The organism is Micromonospora sp. NPDC048905 (genome assembly GCF_040649655.1).
Lineage (GTDB): Bacteria > Actinomycetota > Actinomycetes > Mycobacteriales > Micromonosporaceae > Micromonospora.
Window position 1 is genome coordinate 258,545 of the sequence record NZ_JBEZFV010000008.1, and the last position, 23,829, is coordinate 282,373.

At 72.4% G+C, this 23,829-nt stretch carries 22 protein-coding genes; 18 read left to right on the forward strand and 4 right to left on the reverse strand.

All coding sequences use genetic code 11. The features are described 5' to 3' along the window. Nucleotides 1-40: 40 nt before the first annotated feature. From AB0C01_RS22530 to AB0C01_RS22560, 7 genes are all read left to right on the forward strand, one after another. Nucleotides 41-583 carry a TetR family transcriptional regulator gene (locus tag AB0C01_RS22530; protein ID WP_357240834.1) on the forward strand — a complete coding sequence of 181 codons (543 nt, stop codon included), beginning with the start codon at nt 41-43 and terminating at the stop codon, nt 581-583. Between the two features lie 89 nt (nt 584-672). After that, nucleotides 673-1,704, forward strand: coding sequence for a medium chain dehydrogenase/reductase family protein (locus AB0C01_RS22535; protein WP_357572033.1), 1,032 nt, complete (start codon nt 673-675; stop codon nt 1,702-1,704). Between the two features lie 304 nt (nt 1,705-2,008). Further along, the gene (locus AB0C01_RS22540) at nt 2,009-2,182 is read left to right on the forward strand and encodes a hypothetical protein (RefSeq protein ID WP_357240840.1); all 174 of its coding nucleotides are present in this window, start codon (nt 2,009-2,011) and stop codon (nt 2,180-2,182) included. Continuing rightward, nucleotides 2,179-3,183 carry a glycosyltransferase family 4 protein gene (locus AB0C01_RS22545; protein ID WP_357572034.1) on the forward strand — a complete coding sequence of 335 codons (1,005 nt, stop codon included), beginning with the start codon at nt 2,179-2,181 and terminating at the stop codon, nt 3,181-3,183. Before AB0C01_RS22540 ends, AB0C01_RS22545 begins: the two co-directional genes overlap by 4 nt. Nucleotides 3,184-3,300: 117 nt before the next feature. Next, nucleotides 3,301-4,437 carry a glycosyltransferase gene (locus AB0C01_RS22550; RefSeq protein ID WP_357240846.1) on the forward strand — a complete coding sequence of 379 codons (1,137 nt, stop codon included), beginning with the start codon at nt 3,301-3,303 and terminating at the stop codon, nt 4,435-4,437. After that, the gene (locus AB0C01_RS22555; protein ID WP_357240848.1) at nt 4,434-5,486 is read left to right on the forward strand and encodes a glycosyltransferase; all 1,053 of its coding nucleotides are present in this window, start codon (nt 4,434-4,436) and stop codon (nt 5,484-5,486) included. The genes AB0C01_RS22550 and AB0C01_RS22555 overlap by 4 nt, the downstream gene beginning before the upstream one ends. Further along, entirely contained in the window at nt 5,483-6,973 is a 1,491-nt protein-coding gene (locus AB0C01_RS22560) for a glycoside hydrolase family 130 protein (protein WP_357572035.1), read from the forward strand. Before AB0C01_RS22555 ends, AB0C01_RS22560 begins: the two co-directional genes overlap by 4 nt. Before the next feature lie 56 nt (nt 6,974-7,029). Here AB0C01_RS22560 and AB0C01_RS22565 read toward each other — a convergent pair whose 3' ends face one another. Further along, a complete protein-coding gene (locus AB0C01_RS22565) occupies nt 7,030-8,070 on the reverse strand; it encodes an ice-binding family protein (protein WP_357572036.1) in 1,041 nt (346 codons plus the stop codon). Nucleotides 8,071-8,342: 272 nt separating this feature from the next. Here AB0C01_RS22565 and AB0C01_RS22570 point away from each other — a divergent pair, with 272 nt between their 5' ends. Both AB0C01_RS22570 and AB0C01_RS22575 read left to right on the forward strand, forming a co-directional pair. Beyond that, nucleotides 8,343-9,557, forward strand: a complete 1,215-nt coding sequence (locus AB0C01_RS22570) for a PP2C family protein-serine/threonine phosphatase (RefSeq protein WP_357240857.1) — start codon at nt 8,343-8,345, stop codon at nt 9,555-9,557. Nucleotides 9,558-9,626: 69 nt separating this feature from the next. Then, nucleotides 9,627-10,688 (forward strand): DUF2855 family protein, encoded by a 1,062-nt coding sequence (locus AB0C01_RS22575; RefSeq protein WP_357572037.1) that lies wholly within the window; start codon nt 9,627-9,629, stop codon nt 10,686-10,688. Nucleotides 10,689-10,729: 41 nt separating this feature from the next. Here the strand turns inward: AB0C01_RS22575 and AB0C01_RS22580 are convergent, their stop codons facing one another. After that, on the reverse strand, nt 10,730-11,542 hold the full coding sequence (locus AB0C01_RS22580; RefSeq protein WP_357572038.1) for an RNA polymerase sigma factor SigF: 813 nt from the start codon (nt 11,540-11,542) through the stop codon (nt 10,730-10,732). A gap of 226 nt (nt 11,543-11,768) precedes the next feature. Then, the gene (locus AB0C01_RS22585) at nt 11,769-11,954 is read right to left on the reverse strand and encodes a hypothetical protein (RefSeq protein ID WP_357240865.1); all 186 of its coding nucleotides are present in this window, start codon (nt 11,952-11,954) and stop codon (nt 11,769-11,771) included. 316 nt (nt 11,955-12,270) lie between these two features. On the opposite strand from AB0C01_RS22585, the gene AB0C01_RS22590 reads away from it, so the two are divergent. From AB0C01_RS22590 to AB0C01_RS22600, 3 genes are all read left to right on the forward strand, one after another. Continuing rightward, nucleotides 12,271-14,142 (forward strand): sigma-70 family RNA polymerase sigma factor, encoded by a 1,872-nt coding sequence (locus tag AB0C01_RS22590; RefSeq protein ID WP_357572039.1) that lies wholly within the window; start codon nt 12,271-12,273, stop codon nt 14,140-14,142. Between the two features lie 14 nt (nt 14,143-14,156). Further along, nucleotides 14,157-14,813: a DUF305 domain-containing protein gene (locus tag AB0C01_RS22595; protein ID WP_357572040.1), complete on the forward strand. Its 657-nt coding sequence runs from the start codon at nt 14,157-14,159 to the stop codon at nt 14,811-14,813. A gap of 244 nt (nt 14,814-15,057) precedes the next feature. After that, nucleotides 15,058-15,531, forward strand: coding sequence for a hypothetical protein (locus AB0C01_RS22600; RefSeq protein ID WP_357572041.1), 474 nt, complete (start codon nt 15,058-15,060; stop codon nt 15,529-15,531). Between the two features lie 20 nt (nt 15,532-15,551). Here the strand turns inward: AB0C01_RS22600 and AB0C01_RS22605 are convergent, their stop codons facing one another. After that, nucleotides 15,552-16,112, reverse strand: coding sequence for a GNAT family N-acetyltransferase (locus AB0C01_RS22605; protein ID WP_357572042.1), 561 nt, complete (start codon nt 16,110-16,112; stop codon nt 15,552-15,554). Between the two features lie 81 nt (nt 16,113-16,193). Between AB0C01_RS22605 and AB0C01_RS22610 the strand changes: the two genes are divergently transcribed. The 6 genes from AB0C01_RS22610 to AB0C01_RS22635 all read left to right on the forward strand — a co-directional run bounded on the left by AB0C01_RS22610 (nt 16,194) and on the right by AB0C01_RS22635 (nt 23,821). Continuing rightward, nucleotides 16,194-16,904 carry a siderophore-interacting protein gene (locus AB0C01_RS22610; RefSeq protein ID WP_357572043.1) on the forward strand — a complete coding sequence of 237 codons (711 nt, stop codon included), beginning with the start codon at nt 16,194-16,196 and terminating at the stop codon, nt 16,902-16,904. Further along, a complete protein-coding gene (locus AB0C01_RS22615) occupies nt 16,901-18,160 on the forward strand; it encodes an MFS transporter (protein WP_357572044.1) in 1,260 nt (419 codons plus the stop codon). The genes AB0C01_RS22610 and AB0C01_RS22615 overlap by 4 nt, the downstream gene beginning before the upstream one ends. Nucleotides 18,161-18,265: 105 nt before the next feature. After that, nucleotides 18,266-19,438 (forward strand): siderophore biosynthesis protein, encoded by a 1,173-nt coding sequence (locus AB0C01_RS22620; protein ID WP_357572045.1) that lies wholly within the window; start codon nt 18,266-18,268, stop codon nt 19,436-19,438. Continuing rightward, a complete protein-coding gene (locus AB0C01_RS22625) occupies nt 19,435-21,060 on the forward strand; it encodes an IucA/IucC family siderophore biosynthesis protein (RefSeq protein WP_357572046.1) in 1,626 nt (541 codons plus the stop codon). The genes AB0C01_RS22620 and AB0C01_RS22625 overlap by 4 nt, the downstream gene beginning before the upstream one ends. Continuing rightward, nucleotides 21,057-22,655: an IucA/IucC family protein gene (locus tag AB0C01_RS22630; protein WP_357572047.1), complete on the forward strand. Its 1,599-nt coding sequence runs from the start codon at nt 21,057-21,059 to the stop codon at nt 22,653-22,655. Before AB0C01_RS22625 ends, AB0C01_RS22630 begins: the two co-directional genes overlap by 4 nt. Continuing rightward, nucleotides 22,652-23,821: an alanine racemase gene (locus AB0C01_RS22635; RefSeq protein ID WP_357572048.1), complete on the forward strand. Its 1,170-nt coding sequence runs from the start codon at nt 22,652-22,654 to the stop codon at nt 23,819-23,821. The genes AB0C01_RS22630 and AB0C01_RS22635 overlap by 4 nt, the downstream gene beginning before the upstream one ends. Nucleotides 23,822-23,829 lie beyond the last annotated feature (8 nt).

Sequence of the window (23,829 nt, forward strand, 5' to 3'; positions counted from 1 at the left end):
GGGTTTGACAGCCGTTGTTTGTGAGTGCACACTTACAAACATGCGATCCACTGCCGAAGCCCGTCGGGTCACCGTGCTGAACGGCGCGGTCTCGGCGTTCGCCCGCACCGGCTTCCACGCCACCCCGGTCACCGCCGTGGCCGCCGCCGCCGGCATCTCCGAGGCGTACGTCTTCCGGCTCTTCGCCGGCAAGCTCGGGTTGTTCGTGGCGGCCGCCGAGACGTGTTTCGAGCGGATCGCCGTGGCGATCGAGGCCGGGGGCGAGCGTGCCGCCGGCGGCAGCCCGGAGGAGGTCCTCGACGCGATGGGTGGTGCCTACGCGGAGCTGATCGCCGACCGCGATCTGCTCCTCTTCCAGGTGCAGGCGCAGGCCGTCACGGACATCCCCGAGATCGCCGACGCGGTACGGGCCGGCTACCGGCGGATCGCGACCCTCGTGCAGGACCGGGCCGGCGCCGACGACGCGCAGGTGCAGCGGTTCTTCGCGTACGGCCAGCTCTGCCACCTGATCGTCACCGTCGGCCTGGAGCAGGTTCCGGAGCCGTGGGCCCGTGCCCTGACCGCCGGCATCCGGCACCCCTGACCCGACCACCGACCCCTGGGCCGCGACAGTGGCCCACTTTTTCACCCCGACAAGTGTGTGAGTGCACACTTACAAACGAGGAGGATCCGATGACCAGCAATGCGATGATCACCGAAGTGGTGCTGCCCGGCGTGGTGGAGCCCGACGGACTCCAACTGCACCGACGTGCCATGCCCGTCCCCGCCCGGGGCCAGGCGCTCGTCCAGGTCGAGGCCACCGGCATCTCGTTCGCCGAGCAGCAGATGCGCCACGACCGCTACCCCGGCCAGCCGAAGTTCCCGTTCGTGCCCGGCTACGACCTCGTCGGCACGGTCCGGGCGGTCGGTCCCGGCGCGGACGGCTCGCTTGTCGGCACCCGGGTCGCGGCGGTCACCAAGACCGGCGGCTGGGCCACCCACGCGCTTGTCGACATCGACGCCCTGACCCCCGTACCCGCCGAGCTGGACCCCGCCGCCGCCGAGACCGTCGTCGTCAACGGTGTGACGGCCTGGCAGATGCTGCGAAGTGCCGGCCTGCGGGCCGGGCAGACCATCCTCGTGCACGGCGCGAACGGTGGCGTCGGAACAGTGCTCGTCCAACTCGGACGCCACCTCGGCCTGCGGGTCATCGGCACCGCCGCCGCACGTCATCACACCGCGCTGCGCGAACTCGGCGTCGAACCGCTCGACTACCGTGACCCGGACCTGACCGCCCGCGTCCGTGAGCTGTCGCCGAACGGTGTCGACGCCGTCTTCGACCCGGTGGGCGGCCCGGGAGTGCGCACCTCGTACGGCCTGCTCGCCCCCGGCGGCACGCTCGTCGTCTACGGCAACGCCGGCGCCGTGGACTCCGGCCAGTCGGTCGCGTGGGTCTTCGTGAAGCTGCTGTCCCGCCTCTACACCTGGAACGCGCTGCCCAACGGCCACCGGGCCGGCTTCTACAACTTCTGGGCCGGAAACCTCACCCGCCGGGCCGCGTTCCGGCGTCGCCTGCGCACCGACCTGGGCACCGTGCTCGACCTCCTGCGACAAGGGGTGATCGTGCCGCAGATCGCCGCCCGTTACCCGCTCAGCGAGGTCTCCACCGCGCTGGTGTTCGCCGAGGCGCGCAGCCGGGCGGGCAAGGTGGTGTTGGAGCCCTGATCACCGGTGCGCCGGTGGCGCGTCCCGGCGGCCCGCCGGTCGGTGAAGGTGCGGTCGCGCACCGCGAGGGCGTACGGTGAACATGTCGCCCGGGATCCCGGTGGCCGCCGGACGCCGTCCGCCACCAGCCCAGACAGGGCGTAACCGATCGTCATCCCCATCGCCGCGACGGCTGGTCGTGTTGTTGATCGCCGACCCCGTCCCGGCTGTCCGGTTCGCTGGTCAGCACCGCCGGGACGGCGGTGTCCGGACCATCGTCCTCCGTGCGAATGATCGTTCCGAACGCCTAACAGGGGAGCACCAGATGAGGATCGCCAGGGATCGGATCGTCACCGCACTTCGCGACCGGGGTCAGCAGGCCCGGGCCGACTGGGTCGAGCGCGAGCTGCCGGAGCTGGTTGACCCGGCGAAGCACTCCGGGCTGCTCGCCACCCTGCACCTCAACCCAGCTGATCTCGCCGACGCGTCCTCCCCTTGAGGGTTGCGCTGCTCGGACCGGTCGCCTGGCGTACGCCTCCACAGCACTACGGCCCATGGGAGCAGGTGACCGGCCTGCTCGCGGAGGGGCTGGTCAGCCGCGGCGTCGACGTGACCCTCTTCGCGACACTGGACTCCGTCACCTCCGCCCAACTCGACGGAGTCTGCCCCCGGGGGTACGCGGACGACCCGGACCTGGACGGCCGGGTGTGGGAGGCGATGCACGTCTCGCACGCGCTGGCCCGCTCGGCCGAGTTCGATCTGGTGCACAGTCACCTCGACTGGCTTCCGTTGGCGTTCGCGGAGCACTGCCACGCTCCGCTGCTGACCACGGTGCACGGCTTCTCCGGCGCGGGAATCCTGCCCGCCTACGGCCGAGCCCGCTCGTCGTACGTGTCGATCTCCGACGCCGACCGGGCGCCGGAGCTCGACTACGTCGCCACGGTGTACCACGGCGTCGACGTCGGCGGCCTGCCGTTCACCGACAAGGCCGGCCCCGGGCTGGCCGCCTTCGGCCGGATCCACCCGGACAAGGGCACCCACACCGCGATCGAGATCGCCCGCCGCGCCGGCCGACCCCTGACCATCTGCGGCATCGTGCAGGACGAGCGGTACTTCGCCGAACAGGTGGCCCCGCACATCGACGGTGACCAGGTCGTGTTCCTCGGGTCGGTGGGTCCGCAACGGCGAGCCGAGGTGCTGGGAGACAGCACCGCACTGCTGCACCCGATCGCCTTCGACGAGCCATTCGGACTGTCGGTGGTGGAGTCGATGGTCTGTGGCACGCCTGTCGTCGCGTACCAGCGGGGGTCCATGTCCGAGGTCGTCGACGATGGGGTGACCGGACTCCTCGTCCACACCGTCGACCAGGCCGTCGAGGCGATCACCCGGGCCGCCGACCTCGATCGGGTCGAGTGTCGGGCGCAGGCTCTGCGGCGCTTCAGCGCGGAGCGGATGGTCGACGACTATCTCGTCGTCTACGACCAGCTCGTTCGTACCTGACTGGACCACACACCTCTCCGTTCCGCCGGTCACACACGCTGACCTGCGTACGCCGTTCCCGCGTGAGGCCCCGCCCGTACTCCAGGCGGGGCCGACAACCGGAAAGGCTCGACGTTCATGCCCAGCTACGGATTCCTCAGCACCCACCCACCGACCCGGTGTGGACTGGCCACCTTCAACTCCGCACTCGCCGCCCAGTTGACCGCCGACGGCACTCGCGGGGGCATCGTCCGGGTCACCGATCACGGCGACGACCAGCGCCCGGTGCCCGGGGTCGTGCACACCTGGTCGGCGCTCACCCCGGCCGGCTGGCGGGACGCGGCGGCCGTCCTGAACACCTTCGACGTGGCGATCGTCCAGCACGAGTACGGCATCTACCCCGGCGCCGACGGCGAGGACGTCCTGCCGCTGCTGCGGCGGCTCACCGTGCCGAGCATCGTGGTCCTGCACACCGTGCTCCGCCAGCCCACCGCCCGGCAGAAGTCCCTGTTGGAGCGGATCGTGGCCACCGCCGGCGCGGTGGTCACGATGACCGACACCGCTCGGGACCGGCTGCTCGTCGGGTACGCCGTCCCCGCCGACAAGGTGACGGTCATCCCGCACGGCGCCGCCGAGCTCGCCGACGTACCCGTCGAGCGGCGTACCCGCCCGCACCTGCTGACCTGGGGGCTGCTCGGCCCCGGCAAGGGAGTCGAGTGGTCGTTGCGTGCCCTCGCGCGGTTGCAGGATCTGGAACCGACACCTACCTACACGGTGGCCGGACGGACCCACCCGAAGGTGGTCGAGCACCAGGGTGAGGCGTACCGGGCGGGGCTGCACCAGCTCGGCGCCCAGTTGGGCGTCGCGCACGCCGTCGACTACCAGGACGTCTACCACGACCAGGAGGCGCTGGGCCGGTTGATCCGTTCCGCCGACGTGGTCGTCCTGCCCTACGACTCGCGCGAACAGGTCACCTCCGGCGTACTCATCGAGGCGGTGGCCGCCGGGGTGCCCGTCGTGGCCACGGCGTTCCCGCACGCGGTGGAACTGCTGACCGGTGGGCCGGGTCTGGTCGTACCCCATCAGAACCCGGCGGCGCTCGCCGCGGCGATCCGGCGGGTCCTGACCGAGCCGGGCCTGACCGCGCGGCTCGCCGGCCGGGTCCGGCCGCTGGCCGCGCACCTGCGCTGGCCGGCGGTGGCGGCCCGCTACGAGACGCTCGCCGACCAGCTCAGCGAGGCCCGCCCGCCGGCGGTCAGCGCGGTGCCGGCGTGACCGCGACCACCGGCCGACCCCGGACCTCCCCGCGGGGGCGCTGGGCGACGGCGCCCGCGCCGAGCTTCGCGCACCTGATCCGGATGAGCGACGACACCGGTCTCTTCGAGCACGCCCGGCACGCCATCGTCCGTCGGGAACACGGCTACTGCACCGACGACGTGGCCCGTGGTCTGGTCGTCGTCAGTCGCGAGCCGGACCCGGGCGAGGAGTTGCTGCGGCTCGCGGAGCGGTACCTCGCGTTCCTGACCCATGCGCAGGGCGCCGACGGGGCCTTCCACAACCGGCTCGGGCACGACCGGCGCTGGGCCGACGAACCAGGGCTCGGCGACTGGTGGGGTCGGGCGCTGTGGGGTCTGGGCACGGCCGTCGCCCGCAGCCCCGCACCCTGGGTACGGGAGGAGGCGCTCGTCGCCTTCAGCCGGGGCGCCGGCCGGCGTACCCGGGCACCACACGCGATGGCCTTCGCCGGCCTGGGCGCGGCCGAGGTCCTGCGCCGCCACCCCGGTCACGTCGCCGCGGCGTCCCTGCTGGCGGACGCGGCCAGCACTGTCGGACCGCCGGGCGCCGACCCGCGCTGGTCGTGGCCCCGGCAGGAGCTGACCTATGCCAACGCCGCCCTCGCCGAGGTGGTCATCGTCGCCAGCCAACTGCGCGAGGGTGGGCCACCCCTGGACGACGGCCTGCGGATGTTGGCCTGGTTGCGGGACGTCCAGCTGCGCGACGGACGACTGTCGGTCGTACCGGTCGGAGGTTGGCGGCACGGCGCCGTGCGGTTGCGCCACGACCAGCAGCCGATCGAGGTCGCCGCCTTCGCGGACGCCTGTGCCACGGCGGCCACGGTCACCGGTGACCCCGAGTGGGACACCGGGGTACGACAGGCGGTGGGGTGGTTCCTCGGCGACAACGACCTCGGTGCGCCGATGTGGGATCCGGCGACCGGTGGCGGCTTCGACGGGCTGACCGCACACGGACCCAACCTCAACCAGGGCGCGGAATCCACCCTCTCGCTCCTCGCCACCCTCCAGCACGCCCGGCGGTGGTCGTGACCCGGAGTCTGGCCGTCCGGCAGGACGCCACTCTCGCCCCGGATCCACGGCGGGTCATCGTCAAGCTCTTCGTCCCGGGGGAGGACGCCGCGGTGGTACGCACCCGCGCGCGGGCACTCATCGACCGGGTCGCGCGCCTCGACGACGAGGAGACCGGCCGGCTGCTGCGGGACACCTTCGACCGCTTCGGCGCCCGGCACCGTGACCTGGCCGGCACGTTCCACCACCACTACGACCTAGTCCGGCACCGGGCCGCCCGGGCGCGGGATCTCTCCCCGACCAGCCGGCTGCTGGTCGGCGCGTACTTCAGCCACGAGTACGCCGTGGAGGCCGCTGCCCTCTGCAATCCGTCCATGGTGGCCCACCCGGACCAGACCGGTCTGGGCGCCGGGCAGTTGCGCGTCGCGGTCAGCCTGCGTCAGATCGGCGAGGGTCACCTGTCGTCCATCGGGTTCGCCACAGCCGTCCTCGGACCGGGACGTCAGCTCACCGTCGCCGATCGGACCGGCCCGCTGGCCGTCGGGCAGCGGGTGGGCGTACGGCACCGCCGGGACCTGCTCGTCGCCGGCCTGGCCGAGGAGGGCTGCGACAACGAGGTCGCCGCGACCGTGCTGGACGCCCTGCCCGAGTGGTACGACGAGGCCACCTTCGAGCGGGCGCTCGCCAACCTGCCACCTGATCTGCTCTCCCGCAGCACCGGGTTGAGCACCCTCGAACAACTGCGTCGCACCAACGCCGGCAGCTACGCCACGGCCTTTCCCGCCGACACGGCCCTGCACCAACGGGTGCTCTGGCCGGCCACCCCGGCGGAGAGCAACGGCATGGAGGACGCGCGGTTCGTCCGGTTCGTCGACGAGTCCGGGCCGGTGTACCGGGCCACCTACACCGCCTACGACGGCCGGAGCATCGCCACGCGTGCGCTGGTCAGCAGCGACCTGCGCCGCTTCGAGATGACCCCGATGCGCGGGCCGGGTGCCCGGAACAAGGGGATCGCGCTGTTTCCGCGTACCGTCGGCGGCCGGCACCTGGCGCTGTGTCGGAGCGACGGCGAGACCATCGGCCTGACCGGCCTGGACGCTGACAACCGCTGGCAGGCCCCCATCCCACTGCACGCGCCGCGGGACAGTTGGGAGTTGATCCAGGTCGGCAACTGCGGATCCCCGATCGAGACCGACGCCGGCTGGCTCGTGCTCACCCACGGCGTCGGACCGATGCGCCGGTACGCGATCGGCGCGCTCCTGCTCGACCTGGACCGACCGGAGCGGGTCATCGCGCACCTTCCGGGTGCGCTCATGTCACCCGACGAGGACGACCGGGACGGGTACGTACCCAACGTCATCTACTCCTGTGGGGCGCTCATCCACGACGGCGAGGTGTGGCTGCCGTACGGGGCGAGTGACGCCCGGGTGGGTTTCGCCACCGTGCCGGTGGCCGCGCTCCGGGCCGCGATGGTGGACTCCCCACCACCGGCCGGGCGGAACGGCTGATCGTTGGTGGTGCTGCCCCGGCGGCCGGTTGGTCACCGCCCGCCGGGGCATCTCGGTCAGGAGTTCGTCGTCCGACGCCGGTAGAGGAGCAGCAGGGCTGCGCCGCTGGCGACGGCGACGCCGCCGATCCCGGTCAGGACGGGCACCAGGGCGCTGCCGCCGCTGCCGCCGGTGACGGGCAGCCTCGTGCGGGTGGGCGTTGCCGTGGGCTGGCCGGTGGGGTTACCGGTCGGTGTGCCCGTGGGCTGACCGGTGGGTGTGCCGGTCGGGGTCCCAGTCGGCGTCCCGGTCGGCGTGCCCGTGGGCGTGCCCGTGGGCGTACCGGTCGGTGTTCCGGTCGGCTGGGTGGGCGTACCCGTCGGCTGGAGGCAGACGGGGGCGTTGATGGTGTTGGTGTCGAGGGTGACGGCGCCGGTCCGGGCCATGGCGCGGCCCTGGAGGGTGGCGCCGGTGGTCATGGTGACCGATTCCTGGGCCAGGATGTTGCCCACGAACTGGCTGCCCGTGCCGATGGTGGCCGAGCTGCCCACCTGCCAGTAGACGTTGCAGGGCGAGGAGCCGTTGATGAAGACGACGCTGCTGCCCGACGCGGTGACGAGGGTGGAGTCGATCTGGAAGATGAACACGGCTCCCGGGTCGGCCTGGCTGTTGAGGGTCAGGGCTCCGGTCAGTTGGGCGGCGCCGATCCGGTACACCCCGGGGACCAGCGTGCTGCCACCCAGTTCCGCGGGCAGGATGGTGAACGGGGTCCGACCGGCCGCGTCGTTGTAGGCGGTGGTCAGGTCGTTCTGTGCCTGTAGCGCGACGGCGTCGGCGAGGTGCGTCTCGCCGCCCACGAGGCCGGGCGGGAAGCCGGTCGCGGCGCTGCCGGGGCTGACGCCGAGGTTCTGGGCGAGGAAGGTCGGCCCGGTGTTGGTGACCCTTGCGCCGGCCAGCACGGAGAAGCTCGCCGCCGTGCCGAGGTCGACAGGTGCCTCGGCGGCGCTCGCGCCGGTGCCGCTGAAGATGAGTACGGCGACGGCTGTGCCGCCGGCGGCGACGGCCGCCAGCGCGGACATGGCCGCGCGGCGCGGATGGCTCAATAGCTTGGTTGTCACGACGTGCCCTTTCGCGAAGGCGTCTCACCAGACGCCAGCGGTGCGGTGGTTGGGTGCCGCACCGGACCACAGGGGTTGCTTAAACGGACTTTTTCACACCTAATTCACAAAAGTAGTAAAACCCCAGGGATAGGTGGGGCCGGCGGGGTGCAGGGGCACGCGAGCGGCCGGTGTTGGTGATCGGCAGGTGAGGAACGCGGGCGGGGCAAGGTAGCGTCACCGCACGTCCTGCCGTGGCCGTACGGTTCGGGGAGGATCGGGGGAGGTGGGTCGTGGGCGACGTCGGCGAGATGGTGCGGTGGTTGCAGCTCAACGCACCCCGGAGCGGCCCGGACGAGCTGTCGCAGCTCGTCGCCCGGGCGGCGCCCGCCATCGACGCCACCGAGATCGTGATCTACCTGGCCGACTACACCCAGTCCCTGCTCGTGCCGCTGCTCGGGGCGGGTCTGGTCCGGGACGAGTTGTCGATCGAGACGACCCTCGCCGGCCGGGCCTTCACCAACCTCGACATCCAGCGCGCGCCGGACAACCCGGACCGGGTCTGGGTGCCGCTGCTGCTCGGGTGCGAACGGATGGGCGTGCTGGAGATCGTCTCGCCGGCGGCCGCCGACGCGACCATGGACGGGCCAGCCTGGGAGGTGGCGGTCAACATCGCCCAGATCCTGGTCAACCGGCGGCTCTACGGTGACGTGGTCGAGCGGATGCGGCGGCGACTGCCGATGCAGGTCGCGGCCGAGATCGTGTGGGGGCTGCTGCCGCCGCTGACCTTCGCCACCGACGACCTGGTGATCACCGCCATCCTCGAACCCTGTTACGACGTCGGCGGCGACATCTTCGACTACGCGTTGAACGGCGACGTGCTCAGTGTCGGGCTCTTCGACACCTGTGGGCACGGCATCAAGGCGAGCACGCTGGCCTCGCTCGTGGTCAGCGCGTACCGCAACGCGCGCCGGTGTGGCCTCGACCTGGTCGACACGGCGATCAGCATCGACAGGTGGGTGCGTTCCGAGCACCCGAACTTCTTCGCGACCGGGCTGCTCATGGAGTTGGACCATCGCACCGGCCGACTGAGCATGATCAACGCGGGTCACCCGGGTGCGATGTTGCTGCGCGACGGCAAGGCCATCCGGGAGCTGCCCGGGCCGACCGCGTTGCCGCTCGGGCTGGGCCACCTGTCGGCCCGCCGCCCGAGGGTGCACGTGGAGGAGTTGCACCCGGGCGACCGCATCCTCGCCTACACCGACGGCATCACCGACGCGCGGAGCGCGGACGGGGAACAGTTCGGGTTGGACCGGCTCGTCGACTTCGTCAACCGCGCCCTCAACGACGGGTTGCCCAGCCCGGAGACGATGCGTCGCCTGGTGCGCGCCGTCGTCGGCTACCAGGACGACCGGCTTGAGGACGACGCCACGGCCCTCTTCCTGGAGTGGCGACCGCCGCACCTGCCGCTCGCGCACCTCCGCGACCTCGCCGCGCCCCGCCCCTGACCGGAGACAGTGGGATTTTGCACTCCCAGTGCACTTGTCTGCGTCGGGAGGGGTGTCTAGCGTCACCTCATGGCCGACTCATGGACCTTCGCCGTGGCGCGTGACGACCTCGGAAAGACCACGCTCGTCGAGGGCGCCCCGCCCGCTGTGGCCGACGGCGAGGTGCTGCTGCGGGTGGACCGGGTCGGCCTCACCGCCAACAACGTGACCTACGCGGTGCTCGGCGACGCGATGCGCTACTGGGAGTTCTTCCCACCGGCCGGGCTCGGGCCGCAGTGGGGCCTGCCGCCGCTCTGGGGCTTCGCCGAGGTGGTCACCTCGACGGTCGCCGGCGTCGAGACGGGACAGCGGGTCTACGGCTATCTCCCACCCGCGGGTCACCTGCTGGTGCGCCCGGACCGGGTGGACGCGTCCGGGTTCCGGGACGCGAGCCCGCACCGGGCCGAGTTGCCGTCACCGTACAACGCGTACCGGTCGACCACCGGCGACCCGGCGTACCGGCCCGACCAGGAGGACCTGCTGATCCTGTTCCGGCCGCTGTTCTTCACCTCGTTCATGCTGGCCGACCAGGTCGCCGACAACGACTTCTACGGTGCCGAGTCGCTGCTGCTGTCGTCGGCGTCGAGCAAGACCGCGTACGCCGCCGCGTTCGAGCTGCACGGTCGCGGGCCACGCCTGGTCGGCCTCACCTCGCCCGGCAACCTGGCCTTCACCCGCGCACTCGGCTGCTACGACGAGGTCGTCTCGTACGACGACATCGACGCTCTGGACGCCGTCGCGTCCGTCTACCTCGACCTGTCCGGCGCACCCTCGACCCGGGCCGCCCTGCGTCGGCACCTCGGTGACCGGCTGGTCCGGGACATCGCGGTCGGCCTCACCAACCAGACGCCGAACGCCGACGCCGCCGAAGAGGTGTTCTTCGCGCCGGTCCAGATGCGCAAGCGCGGCCAGGACTGGGGTCGTGCGGGGCTCGACCAGCGGTTCACCGAGGCCTGGCAACGCTTCACCGCCATCGTCGGCGGGTGGCTCGACGTCCAGGTGGGCGCCGGGCCGGAGGCCCTCCAACGCGCCTGGCTCGACGTCCTCGGCGGCCGTACGCCGCCACGGGTGGGGCACGTCGTCCAACTCTGAGCCGTCGGGGTGCTGCCGGCCGTGGGTCGGCGGTGCCAGCCTCAGAACGCGCTGTGGTCGAGGTCGACGAGGTGATGACGCAGCGCCGCCAACGACCGGGAGATCAGTCGGGAGACGTGCATCTGCGAGACGCCGACCCGGTCGGCGATCTGCGCCTGGGTCAGGTTGCCGTAGAAGCGCAGGGTCAGGATCTGACGTTCGCGCTCCGGCAGCGTGGCGAGGGCCGGCTCCAGGGCGACGCGGATCTCGACGAGGTCGAATTCGTGGTCGTCGCCGCCGAGGGTGTCCCCGAGTTCCCGACTGCCGTCGACCCCGGCCGGCGTGGACAGCGACGTGGCCCGGTAGGCGCGTGCGCCCTCCAGCCCTTCCAGGACGGTCTCCTCGGACAGGTCGAGGTGGGACGCGATGTCCGCCACCGTCGGCGAGCGACCGAGGGTCTGGGTCAGCGCGCTGTTCGCCGCGCTGATCGACAGGCGCAACTCCTGGAGGCGACGGGGCACGCGCACCGACCAGGTGCGATCCCGGAAGTACCGCTTGATCTCGCCGATGATCGTGGGAATGGCGTACCCGCTGAAGTCGACACCCCGGGTGTGGTCGAAGTTGTCCACGGCCTTGATGAGCCCGACCGAGGCGGTCTGGGTCAGGTCCTCGTCGGGTGCGCCGCGTCCCGAGTAGCGGCGCGCCAGATGCCGGGCCAGCGGCAGCCACGCCTCGATCGCGCGATCCCGCAGTGCGTGGCGGTGTGGGTCGTCCGCCCCGGTCTCCGCCAGGGCGACCAGGAGTTCCTCGGGGGTCTGGTCGCTGCTGCGCTGGTCGACGCGGGTGCTGGGGGCCGTTCCGACGATGCTGGCCATGGGGGTGGTCCTTCCCAAACCTGCCCGTCGATCGGATCGACCGGAAGATCTCCGAACCGGCTTGCCGCCGGAGCGCACGTACGGGCGAAGATGCGCTGTCGCAAGGCCACGAGCACGGGCCTCGCCACCGCGTCATGTCGTGCACTTGATGACTCGTACGCTACCCGAAAGGAGTAGCTATTACTAGCCGAAAGTATGAGTGGGCGTGGTGGACCGAACCGCCGGATCAGCCGCGCGGGTCGTGCTCGTCGCCAGCGGTCGGGCTCTGCGGGGCGGGCTGCACCGCGAACGGATGGCGCAGCCGGCGCATGGCCTCCGCGCTGCCGTCGACGGTCACCGCCGACCCGTCGGCCGCGTCGGCGTTCGACGTGGCGAGAAACAGGGCCGGTCGGGCGTTGTCGTTCGATGTCATGCAGGATCCTGTCTTCGGTGAAGGAGGGGCGTCCGGGCCACGGGACGTGTCGTCCGGTGACCTCGTGACGGTTCGGCGCCTCGCAGCGGCGCCCGATCAGGGTGTCTCGTGCACGGGCATACGCCCGGCGACACCGACACCCCGCACCATACCCGGCGCTGTCGATCCGCACGCGCCGCCGACGGACCCCGGTCGGGCCAGCTCGCCGACGGCGGGAAATTCTGTAATCCCACCTGCCGGTGGCAGTCTCCGAACGTGAGGGCGGTCAGCGCACACAGCGCGGTCCGCGCGGATCAGCACCTGAGGAGTGACAGCCATGCCGTCAGCCGGTCGAGCGCTACCCGATGTCGGGTTGGTCGTCGCGGCCCGACAGGGCGAACAGCGTGCCCTCGACGACGTCGTCGCGGCCTCGCTCCCGTTGGTCTACAACATCGTCGGGCGTGCGCTGCGCGGTCACGCCGACGTCGACGACGTGGTCCAGGAGACGTTGGTACGGGTGATCCGGCACCTGCCCGCGCTCAACGACCCGGCGGCGTACCGGTCCTGGTTGGTAGCGATCACCATTCGCCAGGTGCGCGACTGGGAACAGCGCCGACGTGTCGCGCTCAACCGTGACGCCGGGCTCGACGTGATCCACAACGTGCCCGACCCCGCTTCCGACTTCGCCGGCATGACCATCCTCCGGCTCGGTCTCACCGACCAACGACGCGAGGTCGCCGAGGCGACCCGCTGGCTCGACCCGGACGACCAGGAGTTGCTCTCGCTCTGGTGGCTGGAGGAGACCGGCGAGATCACCCGGAACGAGGTCGCCGACGCGCTCAGCCTGTCGCCCGGACACGTCGCCGTGCGGATCCACCGGATGAAGGAGCAGATCCAGAGCGCCCGCGCCGTCGTCCGCGCACTGCGTGCCCGCCCTGGTTGTCCGGACCTGGAGGCCGTGACCGTCGACTGGGACGGCACCCCCAGCCCGTTGTGGCGCAAGCGCCTGGCCCGACACGTCCGCGACTGCGCGTTCTGCGGGCGGCTGGGATCCACCCTGCTGCCGATCGACCGGCTGCTCGCCGGACTGCCGATGCTGCCGTTGCCGACGGGTCTCAGCGCCCATCTGCCGAGCGCGGCGGTGCCGTCGGCCGGCGCGCCGGCCGTGCCGCCCCACCCGCCGACGGCTGGGCCGGGTCCAGCCGGTGGTGTGCCCACCGATGCGGGCGGCGGCCCGAGCGCCGTCGACCTCGCGGTGAACCGGCCCCGTGGCCTGCTGCCCTCCCTCGCCGCCGGGGTGGCCGCGGCGGTTCTCGCCATCACCACGGTGGTGGTGATCCTGCCGGAGGATCCACCCGCACCCTCGTGGGCCGCGCCGCCGTCCGCGGCGCCCACCGCCGTCGCCTCGCCGAGCGCCGCGCCGTCGCCGAGCGTCCGACCGCCGTCGAAGGCCCCGGTCGTCCCGGCGGTCAGCTCCGCCCGCAAGGGCGTCGGGGTGTGGAACTTCGCCGGGGCCAGTCAGGCGCTGGCGAACTCGAAGGCCGGCTGGTACTACACGTGGGGCACCCAGCACCCGGGGATCAGTACGCCGCGCGGCGTGACGTTCGTGCCCATGATCCGTGGCGCGGAGAACGTCACCGCCGCCGAGTTGGCGCGGGCGAAGGCGGCGGGGCCGGATCTGCTCACCTTCAACGAACCGGACCTGCCCGAGCAGGCGAACATGACAGTCGAGCAGGCGCTGGACCTGTGGCCGCAGCTGATGGCGACGGGCAGCAGGCTGGGCAGCCCGGCGGTGGCGTGGGGCGCGCCGGATCCGCAGGGTTGGCTGGACCGGTTCATGACCGGCGCCGAGGCCCGGGGCCACCGGGTTGATTTCATCACGCTGCACTGGTTCGGCGCCGACTTCGCGAGCGCCACCGCGGTCGACCAACTCCGGCAGTATCTGCAGGCTGTCCACCAGCGGTACCAGAAACCGATCTGGCTGACCGAGTTCGCCCTGATCCGCTTCGACGGGGGCCGTCAACAGTTCCCGAGTCAGGAGCAGCAGGCGGCCTTCCTCACCGCGGCCACCGCCATGCTCGGTCGACTGTCCTACGTGCAGCGGTACGCCTGGTTCGGCCTGCCCGCCACCGACCAGGACCGCTCCGGGTTGTTCAGCGACGGCACCCAGGCGACAGTCGTCGGCCGCGCGTTCCAAGCCGCCCGGTGAGCGAGGGCGAACGGATGGACGAGCACCAGATCGGCAGCGACCGCCCCCGGCCCACCGTCCCCGCCGGGCGGATCGTCGGCGTCGCCGTGGCTCTGGTCGCGACGGCGCTGGCCGTCGGTCTGACCCGTGGCTGGGGCAGCGCCGACCACCCTCCCACCACCCCGTCGGCCGCTCCGGTGGCGACCGCGCCCGTGCTGCTCAACGGCACCGATGACGCCTTCATCCAGCTGCTGATCCCGATGAACGAGGGCGCGCTCGCGTTGATCGACCACCTCGACAGCCGGCCGGCGGACGCGGACCCGTCGCTGCGGGCACTCCTCGACGACGTCCGGGAGGCGCATCGGGCGGAGTTGCGGGACCTCCGGGGGCTGCTGGCCGCGGGCAACGTTCCGGAACTGAACATCCACGAGGGGCATCAGATGCCCGGCATGGTCACCGACGTCAGTCTCGCCGAGGTGCGCGGCGCGCCCGACGCCGAGGTGTCGTCCCGGGCGGCTGCTCTGCTCCGGGCGCACCTCGCGCAGACCGTGGTGCTGTGCCGGGGTGAACAGACGGCCGGGGGGAGCCCCGAGTTGAAGGCGCTCGCCGGCCGGATTCAGCAGGCGCGGGCCGCCGAGCTGACCGCCCTGGACGGTCGGCCCGGTGCGGCCCAGGCCGCACCGGTCGACTGAGTGACGCCCACCGGGCCGGCCGATGCCGGCAGCTGACCTTCGGGCCGACATCCCCTCGTCGCGGGCGTCCCGTCCCGCTCACCGGGCCGGCACGTCGGACATCTCCCACCCGGCCCGGCGTGCGACGCACCGTACCCGGAGAACGTCGCCGCCCGTCGCGTCCGCCTCGACACCGACGGCGGGTTGGCGCGGTGGCCATCGTCGCGCGGCCGGGCGCGCCGCCGTCACCGCGTCGATCCTGACGGTGAGCGTCGGGTGGCTGCTCGCGGTCCTCGCCGCGCCACACGTCACCCTCTCCCCGGGTTGGCGGATGGTTGCCCTCTTCTGCCACCTGTCCTGTCTCGTGGTGGGCTTCGGGGCGGTGCTGACGGTGGACTGGTTCAGCCTCCGGTGGCTGCTGCGCCGGGAACCGCTCGGCACCGTGCTGACCGCCGCACGCGGTGCGCACCTGCTCATCTGGTTGGGCCTGGTGGGTCTGCTCGCCAGCGGCGCCGCCCTGGGTCCGGACACGTCGTCCGGGCTGGTCTGGGTCAAGCTGCTCGCGGTGCTGGTGGTCAGCGTCAACGGGCTGTTCCTCGGCCGGGTCCGGGACCGGCTCGCCGCCGTGGACGGTCGCCCACCCTGGTCCGCCCTGCTTCCCGGCGTCGTCGCCGCCACCCTCTCCCAGATCGGCTGGTGGACCGCTACCCTCGTCGGCTTCTGGAACGCCAACAGCTGACGCCGCCGCCGGCGTGGTGATCAGGCCGGCGTCGGGTGCCTCGCCGCGAACCGGTCGCGGGTCAGGAACGCGAGCTGGGCACGCTTGTCCGGCATGTCGATCTCCGAGTCGAAGGTGAAGCCCTCGATCTCCAGCCGGCGCAGGGCGAGGTGGTTACGGACGTCCGGCTCGACGACGATCCGCTGGGCTGCCGGGTCGCGGAACAGGAAGCGGGCAAGGGCCGGCCCGACGGCGTTGGTGAGGCCCCGGACGATCCGCCGGTCGGGACTGAGCAGCAGGTGCATGCCGATGTCACCGGGCTGCACGCGGTAGCGCTCGCCGACCGGGTCCGCCTCGGGCTGGTAGGTCTGGAAGAGACCGACCGGCTCCACGTCGACCGTGATCAGGTACGCGTGGTGCGTCGGCAGGCTGTCCACGAAGGCGTAGATGTCGCGGACCTCGTCGAGGGTGTGTGCGCCCATGCCCCAGAAGGAGTTGCGGGGTCGGGTGACCCAGTCGTGCAGAAGAGGGGCGTGCCGGTCGGGGTCCACGGCCAGCAACGACAACTCACCAAGACCGGCGACTTTTCCCAGGTGTGTCATCGGGCGCTGTCCTCTGTTCCATCCGGGGCGCGACTTAGGTTAACCTCCCCTAACCAAGGATGACCTTACCTGGAGGGGTGCGTGAAACGGAACTGGGAGGCCCTGGTCCTCAAGGCCATGGGCGGCCGGGACTTTCGGTTGACCGTGCTGGGCACCGAGTCGGTCGACGGGCACTATCAGCGGCTGCTCCTCGACGGGGGTGGCCTGCTGGAGGCGTGCGGGGTGCACCCCACGATGTGGGTCCGGCTGTGGTTCGACAACGACGGGCGGGCTCACCAGCGTGCGTACACGCTTGTCGACCCCGACCCGGCCACCGGTCGGTTCACGCTCGAATTCGCCATCCACGACGGCTGCGCCGCCCGCTGGGCCACCACGGCCCAGGTCGGCGACACCATCACCGCGACCGTCCAGGGCAGCGCGTTCGAACTGCCCGACCCCGCGCCGGACCACCTCTACCTGGTCGGCGACGCCGCGTCGCTGCCCGCGGTGAACAGCCTGCTCGACGCCGGCGCCGACATCCCGGCCACGGTCTGGCTCGAGTACGCCCACGAGGGCGAGAAGGCGCTCGCGCTGCGGACCCGCGAGCACCACGACGTCACCTGGGTGCCGCGGCGCGACGATGGTCAACACCTCGTCGAAACGGTGTGCGCGGCTCTGCCGGCCAGCGGCGCGGCGCACTACTGGGTGGCCTGCGAGGCCGCCAGCACCCGTGGCATCACCCGGCACATCCGGCGGACGCTGGGCGTCGACAAGGACCGGTTGACCTCCCTCGGCTACTGGAAAGCCGCATGAAGGGCCGGCTCGGCACGCTGACCGCGCTGTACGTCACCCAGTACCTGGGCGTCGGCTTCATCACCGTCGGCCTGACCGCCATCCTGCGCGACGGCGGCACCTCACTCGACACCCTGGCGCTGTTGCAGATCGTCGGTCTGATCTGGCCCATCAAGTTCCTCTGGGCGCCGATCCTCGACCGGTACGGTTCGCGGCACCGTGGCCACTACCGGTCCTGGTTGCTGGTGCTCCAGAGCGCCCTGGTGCTCGCCCTGCTGGCGCTGCTGCCGTTCACCGATCCGGCCGACGCGCTCGGGCCGATCGTCGCGATCTGCGCCGCGTACGTCTTCTTCTCCGCCACACAGGACATCGCGGTGGACGCCGTGGCCGTCCGGATGCTCGCCGAGTCGGCTCGGGGCACCGGCAACGGCATCCAGGTCGCGGCCAGCTACCTCGGCAACCTGCTCGGCGGCGGCGCCTGCGTCCTGGTCTACGACCAGTTCGGCTGGGCACCGGCGATCGGCCTGCTGGTCGCGATGACGGCGGTCGGCCTGCTGGTGGTGTGGCGGTTCCGGGAGCCGCCGCGGACCGACCGGGTGGCCCGGGTGGGCACGGCCTACCGGGCGTTGCTGTCGGTGTTCAGCCAGCCGGGCTGCCGGTGGTGGACCTTCGGCGTGGTGCCGCTGGTCTACGTCGGCGCGGGAATGGCGTACTCCCTGGTGACGCCGGCCCTGGTCGACGCGGGCTGGTCGTTGGGTCGGATCGGCGTCGTCACGGGCGTGGTGACGAGCGCTCCGGCCATCGTGGCGGGCCTGGTCGCGGGGTTCGGGGTCAGTCGCTTCGGGCGCAGCGGGGTGCTGGTGGTCGGCGGTGTGACCCTCACGGTGTCGACGTTGCTGCTGTTGCCGCTGATGAACGGCCGTGCGCCGTTGGTGGGCACGGTGGCCGCGCTCTGCTGCTTCATGGTGGCCTACACCGTCGCCAACGTCGTGCTCTACACGGTCAACATGGACTACTCGCGACCCGACACCGGCGGCACCGACTTCACCGTCCTGTCGTCGTTCGGCCTGGTCTGCTCGTTCGTGGCGGGGTCCGTCGGTCTCGCGGCCGCCGCGCGGGTCGGCTACCCGGCGGTCGCGGTCGCGGCCATCGTGCTGGTGGCCGCCGGCGTCGCCCTGGGCCTCGCCCACCAGCGGCGCTTCCCGCAGCAGCCGGGTCCCGTCGCCGATCCGGCAACGGAGCAGCCGGCGGCGGAGGCGGTGCGGGCGGTGGCGTGACCGCAGTTCGTGGTGCATCTCGACCAGGTTGGACAGACCGCACCATATCCGTCTAATAAGGGTAGGCTACCCTAATCATGGCATCGGGTAGTCCACGGAGGCGGTATGAGGATCTGTCTGACCGCGCTCAACCCCACCGACGCCGTCCTGGAAGGGTTCCTCCCGGCGGCGGCGTCGCTGGGGCTGTCGGCCACGGTGCTGACCGACCGGCCCGCGGAATGGCCCGCGGACGCGCCGGTGACGCGCTGCGCGGTCCGGGACGCGGCAGCGGTGGTCGCGGCGACGGCACCGATCCGGCCGGTGGCGCTACTGTCCAACAGCGACCATCTCCAGGAGGCCACCGCGATCGCCGCCCGAAAGCTCGGCCTGCCCGGCAAGGACCCGGACGCCGCCCGTCTCTGCAAGGACAAGGCCGCGGCCCGACGGGCGATCGCGGCCGCCGGCCTTGATCTGGTCCGTACCATCACCGTCGACCCCGGAACCGCGCCGGAGGTGCCGGCCGGGATGTTCCCCGCGGTGGTCAAACCCCGCGAGGGGGTGGCCAGCGAGGACGCGTACCTGGTGGTCGACCGGACCGAGCTGGTCGCCCGGGTCGCCGAGATCCGGGGCCGGCGGCCGGAGGTGGCCCTGGTGGTGGAGGAGTATCTCGCCGGGGAACTGCGGACATTCGAAACCCTCGGTGACGACACGGATCTCGCCTCCCTCGGCGGGTGGGCGACCGGCCTCGGCCCGCCGCCCACCTTCACCGAGGAGAGCCTTTCCTGGTCACCCCCGACCGAGCCGGCGAGCACCCAACTGCGGGCGTGCCTCGACGCGCTCGGGGTCGGCTTCGGCGCCTGCCACACCGAGTACGTCGTCGCCGGCGACGGCCGGGTCCGCCTCATCGAGGTGAACTACCGCCTCATCGGCGACCGGATGGACCTGATCCTCGCCGAACTGCTCGGCGTGCCGCTGTTCGAACAGGTCATCCGGCTGCACCTCGGCGAGCCGGTGGCCGCCCTGGGTCTGCCCGCCACCGTCGACAGGTACGCCCAGGTCGAGTACGTCTGCGCGGCCCGGACGGGCCGGCTCACCGCCGCACCGGGCCCGCTGGACACCGGGGACGGCGAGGTCCGGCTGGGCTGCCGACCGCTGCGCCCGGTGGGCCGCTTCGCCGAGCACACCGGCACAAATCGCGACTATCTGGCCGTGCTGCACGCGATCGGCCCGGACCGGGACAGCGTCCAGACGTCGTTGGCCGCCTTCCGCAGCGAGCTCCAGTGGACCATCGTCGAGTGAGCGACGACTGCGAGCGGGAGGTGTTCACCCGGGTGCTCGACGCCCTGCTGCGCGAGGACCACCTCGGCCTGCTCAGCACCGGCAGCCCGGACGGGCCGGACTGGTGGCAGGTGCCGCACCCCGCCGGCCTGCTGCGCATCCCGGTGCGGGTGGACGGCTTCCAGCAGGCCCTGCGCAGCGCCGCTCCGACCGTGCTGGTGCTGGCCGACGGCACCACCCACCGGACGGACACCCTGGCCGGGCTGTTGACGTTGCTCGCCCCCCGGGACGACGCCGAGGCGGCGACCGGCTGGCGGGACTTCAGCGCCGAGTGCCGCGCCGACCTGCGGGCCCGCCGGCTCGCGGCCCGGCACCGACCACGGGTCTTCGCCGAGGTGGCCGCCGCGCGCCCGAGCACCCCGACCGGTCTGCCGGCGGCCCTCCTGGACGACGTACTCGCCGCCCACCACGGGCACCCCGTCTACCCCACGGACCGGTGCCGGCACGGTCTCGGCGACGACGACCTTCTCCGGTACGCCCCGGAGCACGCCCCGCGTTTCGCGCTGCGCTGGTACGCCGTCCCCACCGAGGACGTCCGGCTCACCGGTGAACTCCCGTCCTGGTGGCCGCGCGCCCGACGACCGGACCAGCTGTTGCTGCCGGCGCACCCGATCACCGCGGAACGCGACGCGTTACCGGTCACGGACCTGCCGGCGATCACCGTACGGCCCACCCTCTCCATGCGGACGGTGGCGCTCGACCTCGACCCGTACCTGCACCTCAAGCTGCCGCTGCCGACCGCGAGCCTCGGCGCCCGCAACCGCCGTACGCTGCGCCCGGACTCACTCGCCGACGGCGCGGCCGTCGCCGCGTTACTCGGCCGGATCGCCAACGCCGAACCCACCTTCGCCGGACGGATCCGGCACGTCGACGAGAGCACCTGGGCGCACGTCGGGGGCGACGAGCGGCGCAGCTTCCTGCTCCGCAGATTCCCGGGTGACCTGGCCGGCGTCTACGTGGTGCCGGTCGCGGCCCTCGCCGCACCCGACCCGAGCGCGGGCACGGTCCTCGAACGGATCAGCCCCGATCGGCCCGGGGCACTGCTGGAGTCCTACCTGGACCTGCTGCTCGACTGGCACGTCTTCCTCTGGCTCCGGCACGGAATCGCGCTGGAGGCGCACCCGCAGAACATCCACCTGCTGGTGCACCCCGACGGCACGGTCGGCCTGCTCTACAAGGACAACGACGGTGCCCGCCTCGACGCGCGGCACGGCGGCCCGGGTGGGCTGACCCTCGACGACGACCGGATGTGGGCGCGCGACCCGCAGGAACTGGCGGACGTGTTCATCACCATCACCCTGCACCTGGCCGCCGCCGCACCCCTGCTCGCGCTGGCCGCGCGCGGGCTGCCCGTGCCGTCACCCGCCGAGGCGCTGGCACCCCGGCTCGCCGCCGCCCGCGACCGGTGGGGTGACGGACCAGCGGCGCGAACCTTCACCGACCGGGTCCTGCGGGCCGCCCACCTGCCCATCAAGGCGATGCTGACCGCCGGCACCCTGCTGCCCAAACAGCGGCTGGGCTGCGCCGACATCAACAAGTACTACCGGCGTACCGGCCCGAACTACCTCCGGGAGACACGATGACGAGCGCCCAGTTGCGCTCCCGCCCGGCCACCGAGACCGGTCAGCTCGCCGACCTGGCCACCGCCCATGCCGTCTTCGGTTGTCTGGTCCGCGAACTCGCCACGCCGGACGGTGGCCCGACAATTGTCGACGGTGCCGCGCATCAGCTGCTGCGGCACCTCGACGTCACGCTGCGCTGCGGGGTCGCGCGACACTCGCCGCTCGGGGCGCACCGCTACGCCGGTCCGGTGCAGCGGCGCACCGACAGCGGACGGTGGGTCGACCTGGACGCGGACGGGCTCGCCAGCCTGGTCGCCGCCGAACTCACCACCCGCACCGGCCTGACCAACGACGAGTTCGTCGAGCAGGTCCAGGCCAGCCGGGACACCGTGGCCCGGCTGCTGGCCGACCGCCCGGCCGAGAACCCCACGCCGACCGGCGACCCGGCCATCGACGCGTACGTCGACTCCGAACAGTCACTGGTCTTCGGCCACCCGCACCATCCCACCCCGAAGTGGCGCAGCGGTGACCCGGAGAGCTGGCGGGCGTACGCCCCGGAGCTGCGCACCTCGTTCCGGCTGCACTGGCTCGCCGTACCGGATGATTTGGCCGTCGGCGCCGGGCCGTTCGACGCGCTCGTGGCCGCCCTCGACCCGCCCCGACCCCCGCGCGGGCACCGCGTCCTGCCGGTGCATCCCTGGCAGCTCGCACTGCTCCCGCCGACCCACCCACGGCTGCGCGACCTGGGCGAGGCCGGCGTGCCGGTGCGGCCGACGGCGAGCGTGCGAACCCTCTACGCCCCGGCGGCCGACCTGTTCGTCAAGACCAGCCTGCACGTACGGATCACCAACTGCCTGCGCAAGAACGCCCGCTACGAACTCACCGGCGCGGTGGCCCTGACCGACCTGCTGGCGCGGGTGCCGATGCCGGACGGGGTGGGGCTGCTCACCGAACCCGCCTACCGCACGGTCGACGTACCCGGTCCGGACGAGGCGTACGGGACGATCCTGCGCACCGGCCTGCGCCCGCACCTGCGTCCGGGGGACACCCCGGTGCTGGCGGCGGCGCTGGCCGCCACGCCACTGGTGACACCCGATCCGATGGCCTGGTGGCGGGCGTACCTCGGGCTGTTGGTGCCGGCGGTGCTGCGCTGCTGGCTCAACCACGGCGTCGTGCACGAGGCACACCTGCAGAACGTGGTCGTCGTGCTCGACCGCGACCGCCACCCGGTACGCATGCTGCTGCGCGACCTGGAGGGGGTGAAACTCGACGCCGACCGGTGGGCGACCTGGCCGGACGGCGTTCCCGCGCAGGTCCGCTACGGTCGGGTGGACGCCCGCCGACGGATCGTCTACTGCCTGTTCGTCAATCACCTCGGTGGCATCTGCGGGGCGCTCGCCGACGCGCGACCGGGCATCGAACGGCGGCTGTGGCAGGAGCTGCGGGCCGTCGTCGAGGCCGTCGCCGCCGACCTCGACGATCCACCCGAACTGCGCGCGCTGCTGAACGGTGAGCCGCTGCTGGCCAAGGCGAACCTGCTGGTCCGGTGGCGGCGCGACGCGGACCGGGCCGCGCCGTTCGTGCCGGTGCCCAACCCGCTGGGCGGGCCACGGTGACCCGACCCGTCTACGTCCACGACCTCGACGCGCTGGCCACGCAGGCCCGGGCCATCCGGGCGGCGCTGCCCCGGCCGGTGGAGCTGCTCTACGCGGTCAAGGCCAACCCGGACCCCGGTGTGCTGCGTACCCTCGCCCCGGTCGTCGACGGGTTCGAGGCCGCGAGCCGCGGCGAGCTGCGCAGACTGGCCGAGGTGCTGCCGGGACGGGCGCCCGCCGCGTACGCCGGGCCGGGCAAGACCGACGCGGACCTGGTCGCCGCCCTCGCCGCCGGGGTGCACCGCATCCACGTCGAATCGCCCGCCGAGCTTCGGCGACTCGGCGCGCTGGCCACCGCCGCGGGCACCTCGGCACAGGTGCTGCTGCGGGTGAACCTGCCGGTCGACGCGCCCGGCGCGAGCCTGGTGATGGGCGGCGGACCCAGCCCGTTCGGCATGGACCCGGCCGACGCGGTCGAGTGCGCCCGCCACCCGCCCGCCGGCATCGACGTACGCGGGATCCACGCCCACCTGGCCAGCGGGTTGGACGCGTCCCTCGCCGGTGCGGTCGCCGCCGCCGTGGTCGAGTGGGCGGTCACCGAGGTCGGTGCCGCCGAGGTCGACGTCGGCGGGGGCATGGCCGTCGACTACACCGACCCGGCGACGCGATTCGACTGGGTGGGTTACGGCCGGGCACTGACCGACGTCCTCGACGCGTACCCGGGGGTGCGGCTGCGCATCGAGCCGGGCCGGTCGGTCACCGCGTACTGCGGGGCGTACCTCACCGAGGTCATCGACGTGAAGCGCTCCTACGGCGAGTGGTTCGTGGTGGTGGCCGGGGGCACCCACCACCTGCGGACACCGGCGGCGAAGGGGCACTCGCAGCCCTTCACCGTGCACCCGCGGCACGGCCTCGACGGCCCGCGCACCGACGGAGGACCGGTCACCGTGGTCGGGCAGCTCTGCACCCCGAAGGACGTGCTGTCCCGGTCGGCCACCGCCGGGCCGATCGGCGTGGGTGACGTGTTGGCCTTCGCCATGGCCGGGGCGTACGCCTGGAACATCAGCCACCGCGACTTCCTGCTGCACGAGCCACCGCTGTTCCGTACCGGTGACCCGCAGAAACTGGCCGCCGAGTGGGCGGCCCGACCGCTGCGGGAACGACACCAGGGGCCGGCCGACGGCTGAGGGTGGCG

What these genes read in the sequence shown, in the direction of transcription:
- AB0C01_RS22530 (WP_357240834.1), top strand. Translation starts at nt 41, where the DNA reads ATGCGATCCACTGCCGAAGCCCGTCGGGTCACCGTGCTGAACGGCGCG.
- AB0C01_RS22535 (WP_357572033.1), top strand. Translation starts at nt 673, where the DNA reads ATGACCAGCAATGCGATGATCACCGAAGTGGTGCTGCCCGGCGTGGTG.
- AB0C01_RS22540 (WP_357240840.1), top strand. Translation starts at nt 2,009, where the DNA reads ATGAGGATCGCCAGGGATCGGATCGTCACCGCACTTCGCGACCGGGGT.
- AB0C01_RS22550 (WP_357240846.1), top strand. Translation starts at nt 3,301, where the DNA reads ATGCCCAGCTACGGATTCCTCAGCACCCACCCACCGACCCGGTGTGGA.
- AB0C01_RS22575 (WP_357572037.1), top strand. Translation starts at nt 9,627, where the DNA reads ATGGCCGACTCATGGACCTTCGCCGTGGCGCGTGACGACCTCGGAAAG.
- AB0C01_RS22580 (WP_357572038.1), bottom strand. Translation starts at nt 11,542, where the DNA reads ATGGCCAGCATCGTCGGAACGGCCCCCAGCACCCGCGTCGACCAGCGC.
- AB0C01_RS22585 (WP_357240865.1), bottom strand. Translation starts at nt 11,954, where the DNA reads ATGACATCGAACGACAACGCCCGACCGGCCCTGTTTCTCGCCACGTCG.
- AB0C01_RS22590 (WP_357572039.1), top strand. Translation starts at nt 12,271, where the DNA reads ATGCCGTCAGCCGGTCGAGCGCTACCCGATGTCGGGTTGGTCGTCGCG.
- AB0C01_RS22595 (WP_357572040.1), top strand. Translation starts at nt 14,157, where the DNA reads ATGGACGAGCACCAGATCGGCAGCGACCGCCCCCGGCCCACCGTCCCC.
- AB0C01_RS22605 (WP_357572042.1), bottom strand. Translation starts at nt 16,112, where the DNA reads ATGACACACCTGGGAAAAGTCGCCGGTCTTGGTGAGTTGTCGTTGCTG.
- AB0C01_RS22615 (WP_357572044.1), top strand. Translation starts at nt 16,901, where the DNA reads ATGAAGGGCCGGCTCGGCACGCTGACCGCGCTGTACGTCACCCAGTAC.
- AB0C01_RS22620 (WP_357572045.1), top strand. Translation starts at nt 18,266, where the DNA reads ATGAGGATCTGTCTGACCGCGCTCAACCCCACCGACGCCGTCCTGGAA.
- AB0C01_RS22630 (WP_357572047.1), top strand. Translation starts at nt 21,057, where the DNA reads ATGACGAGCGCCCAGTTGCGCTCCCGCCCGGCCACCGAGACCGGTCAG.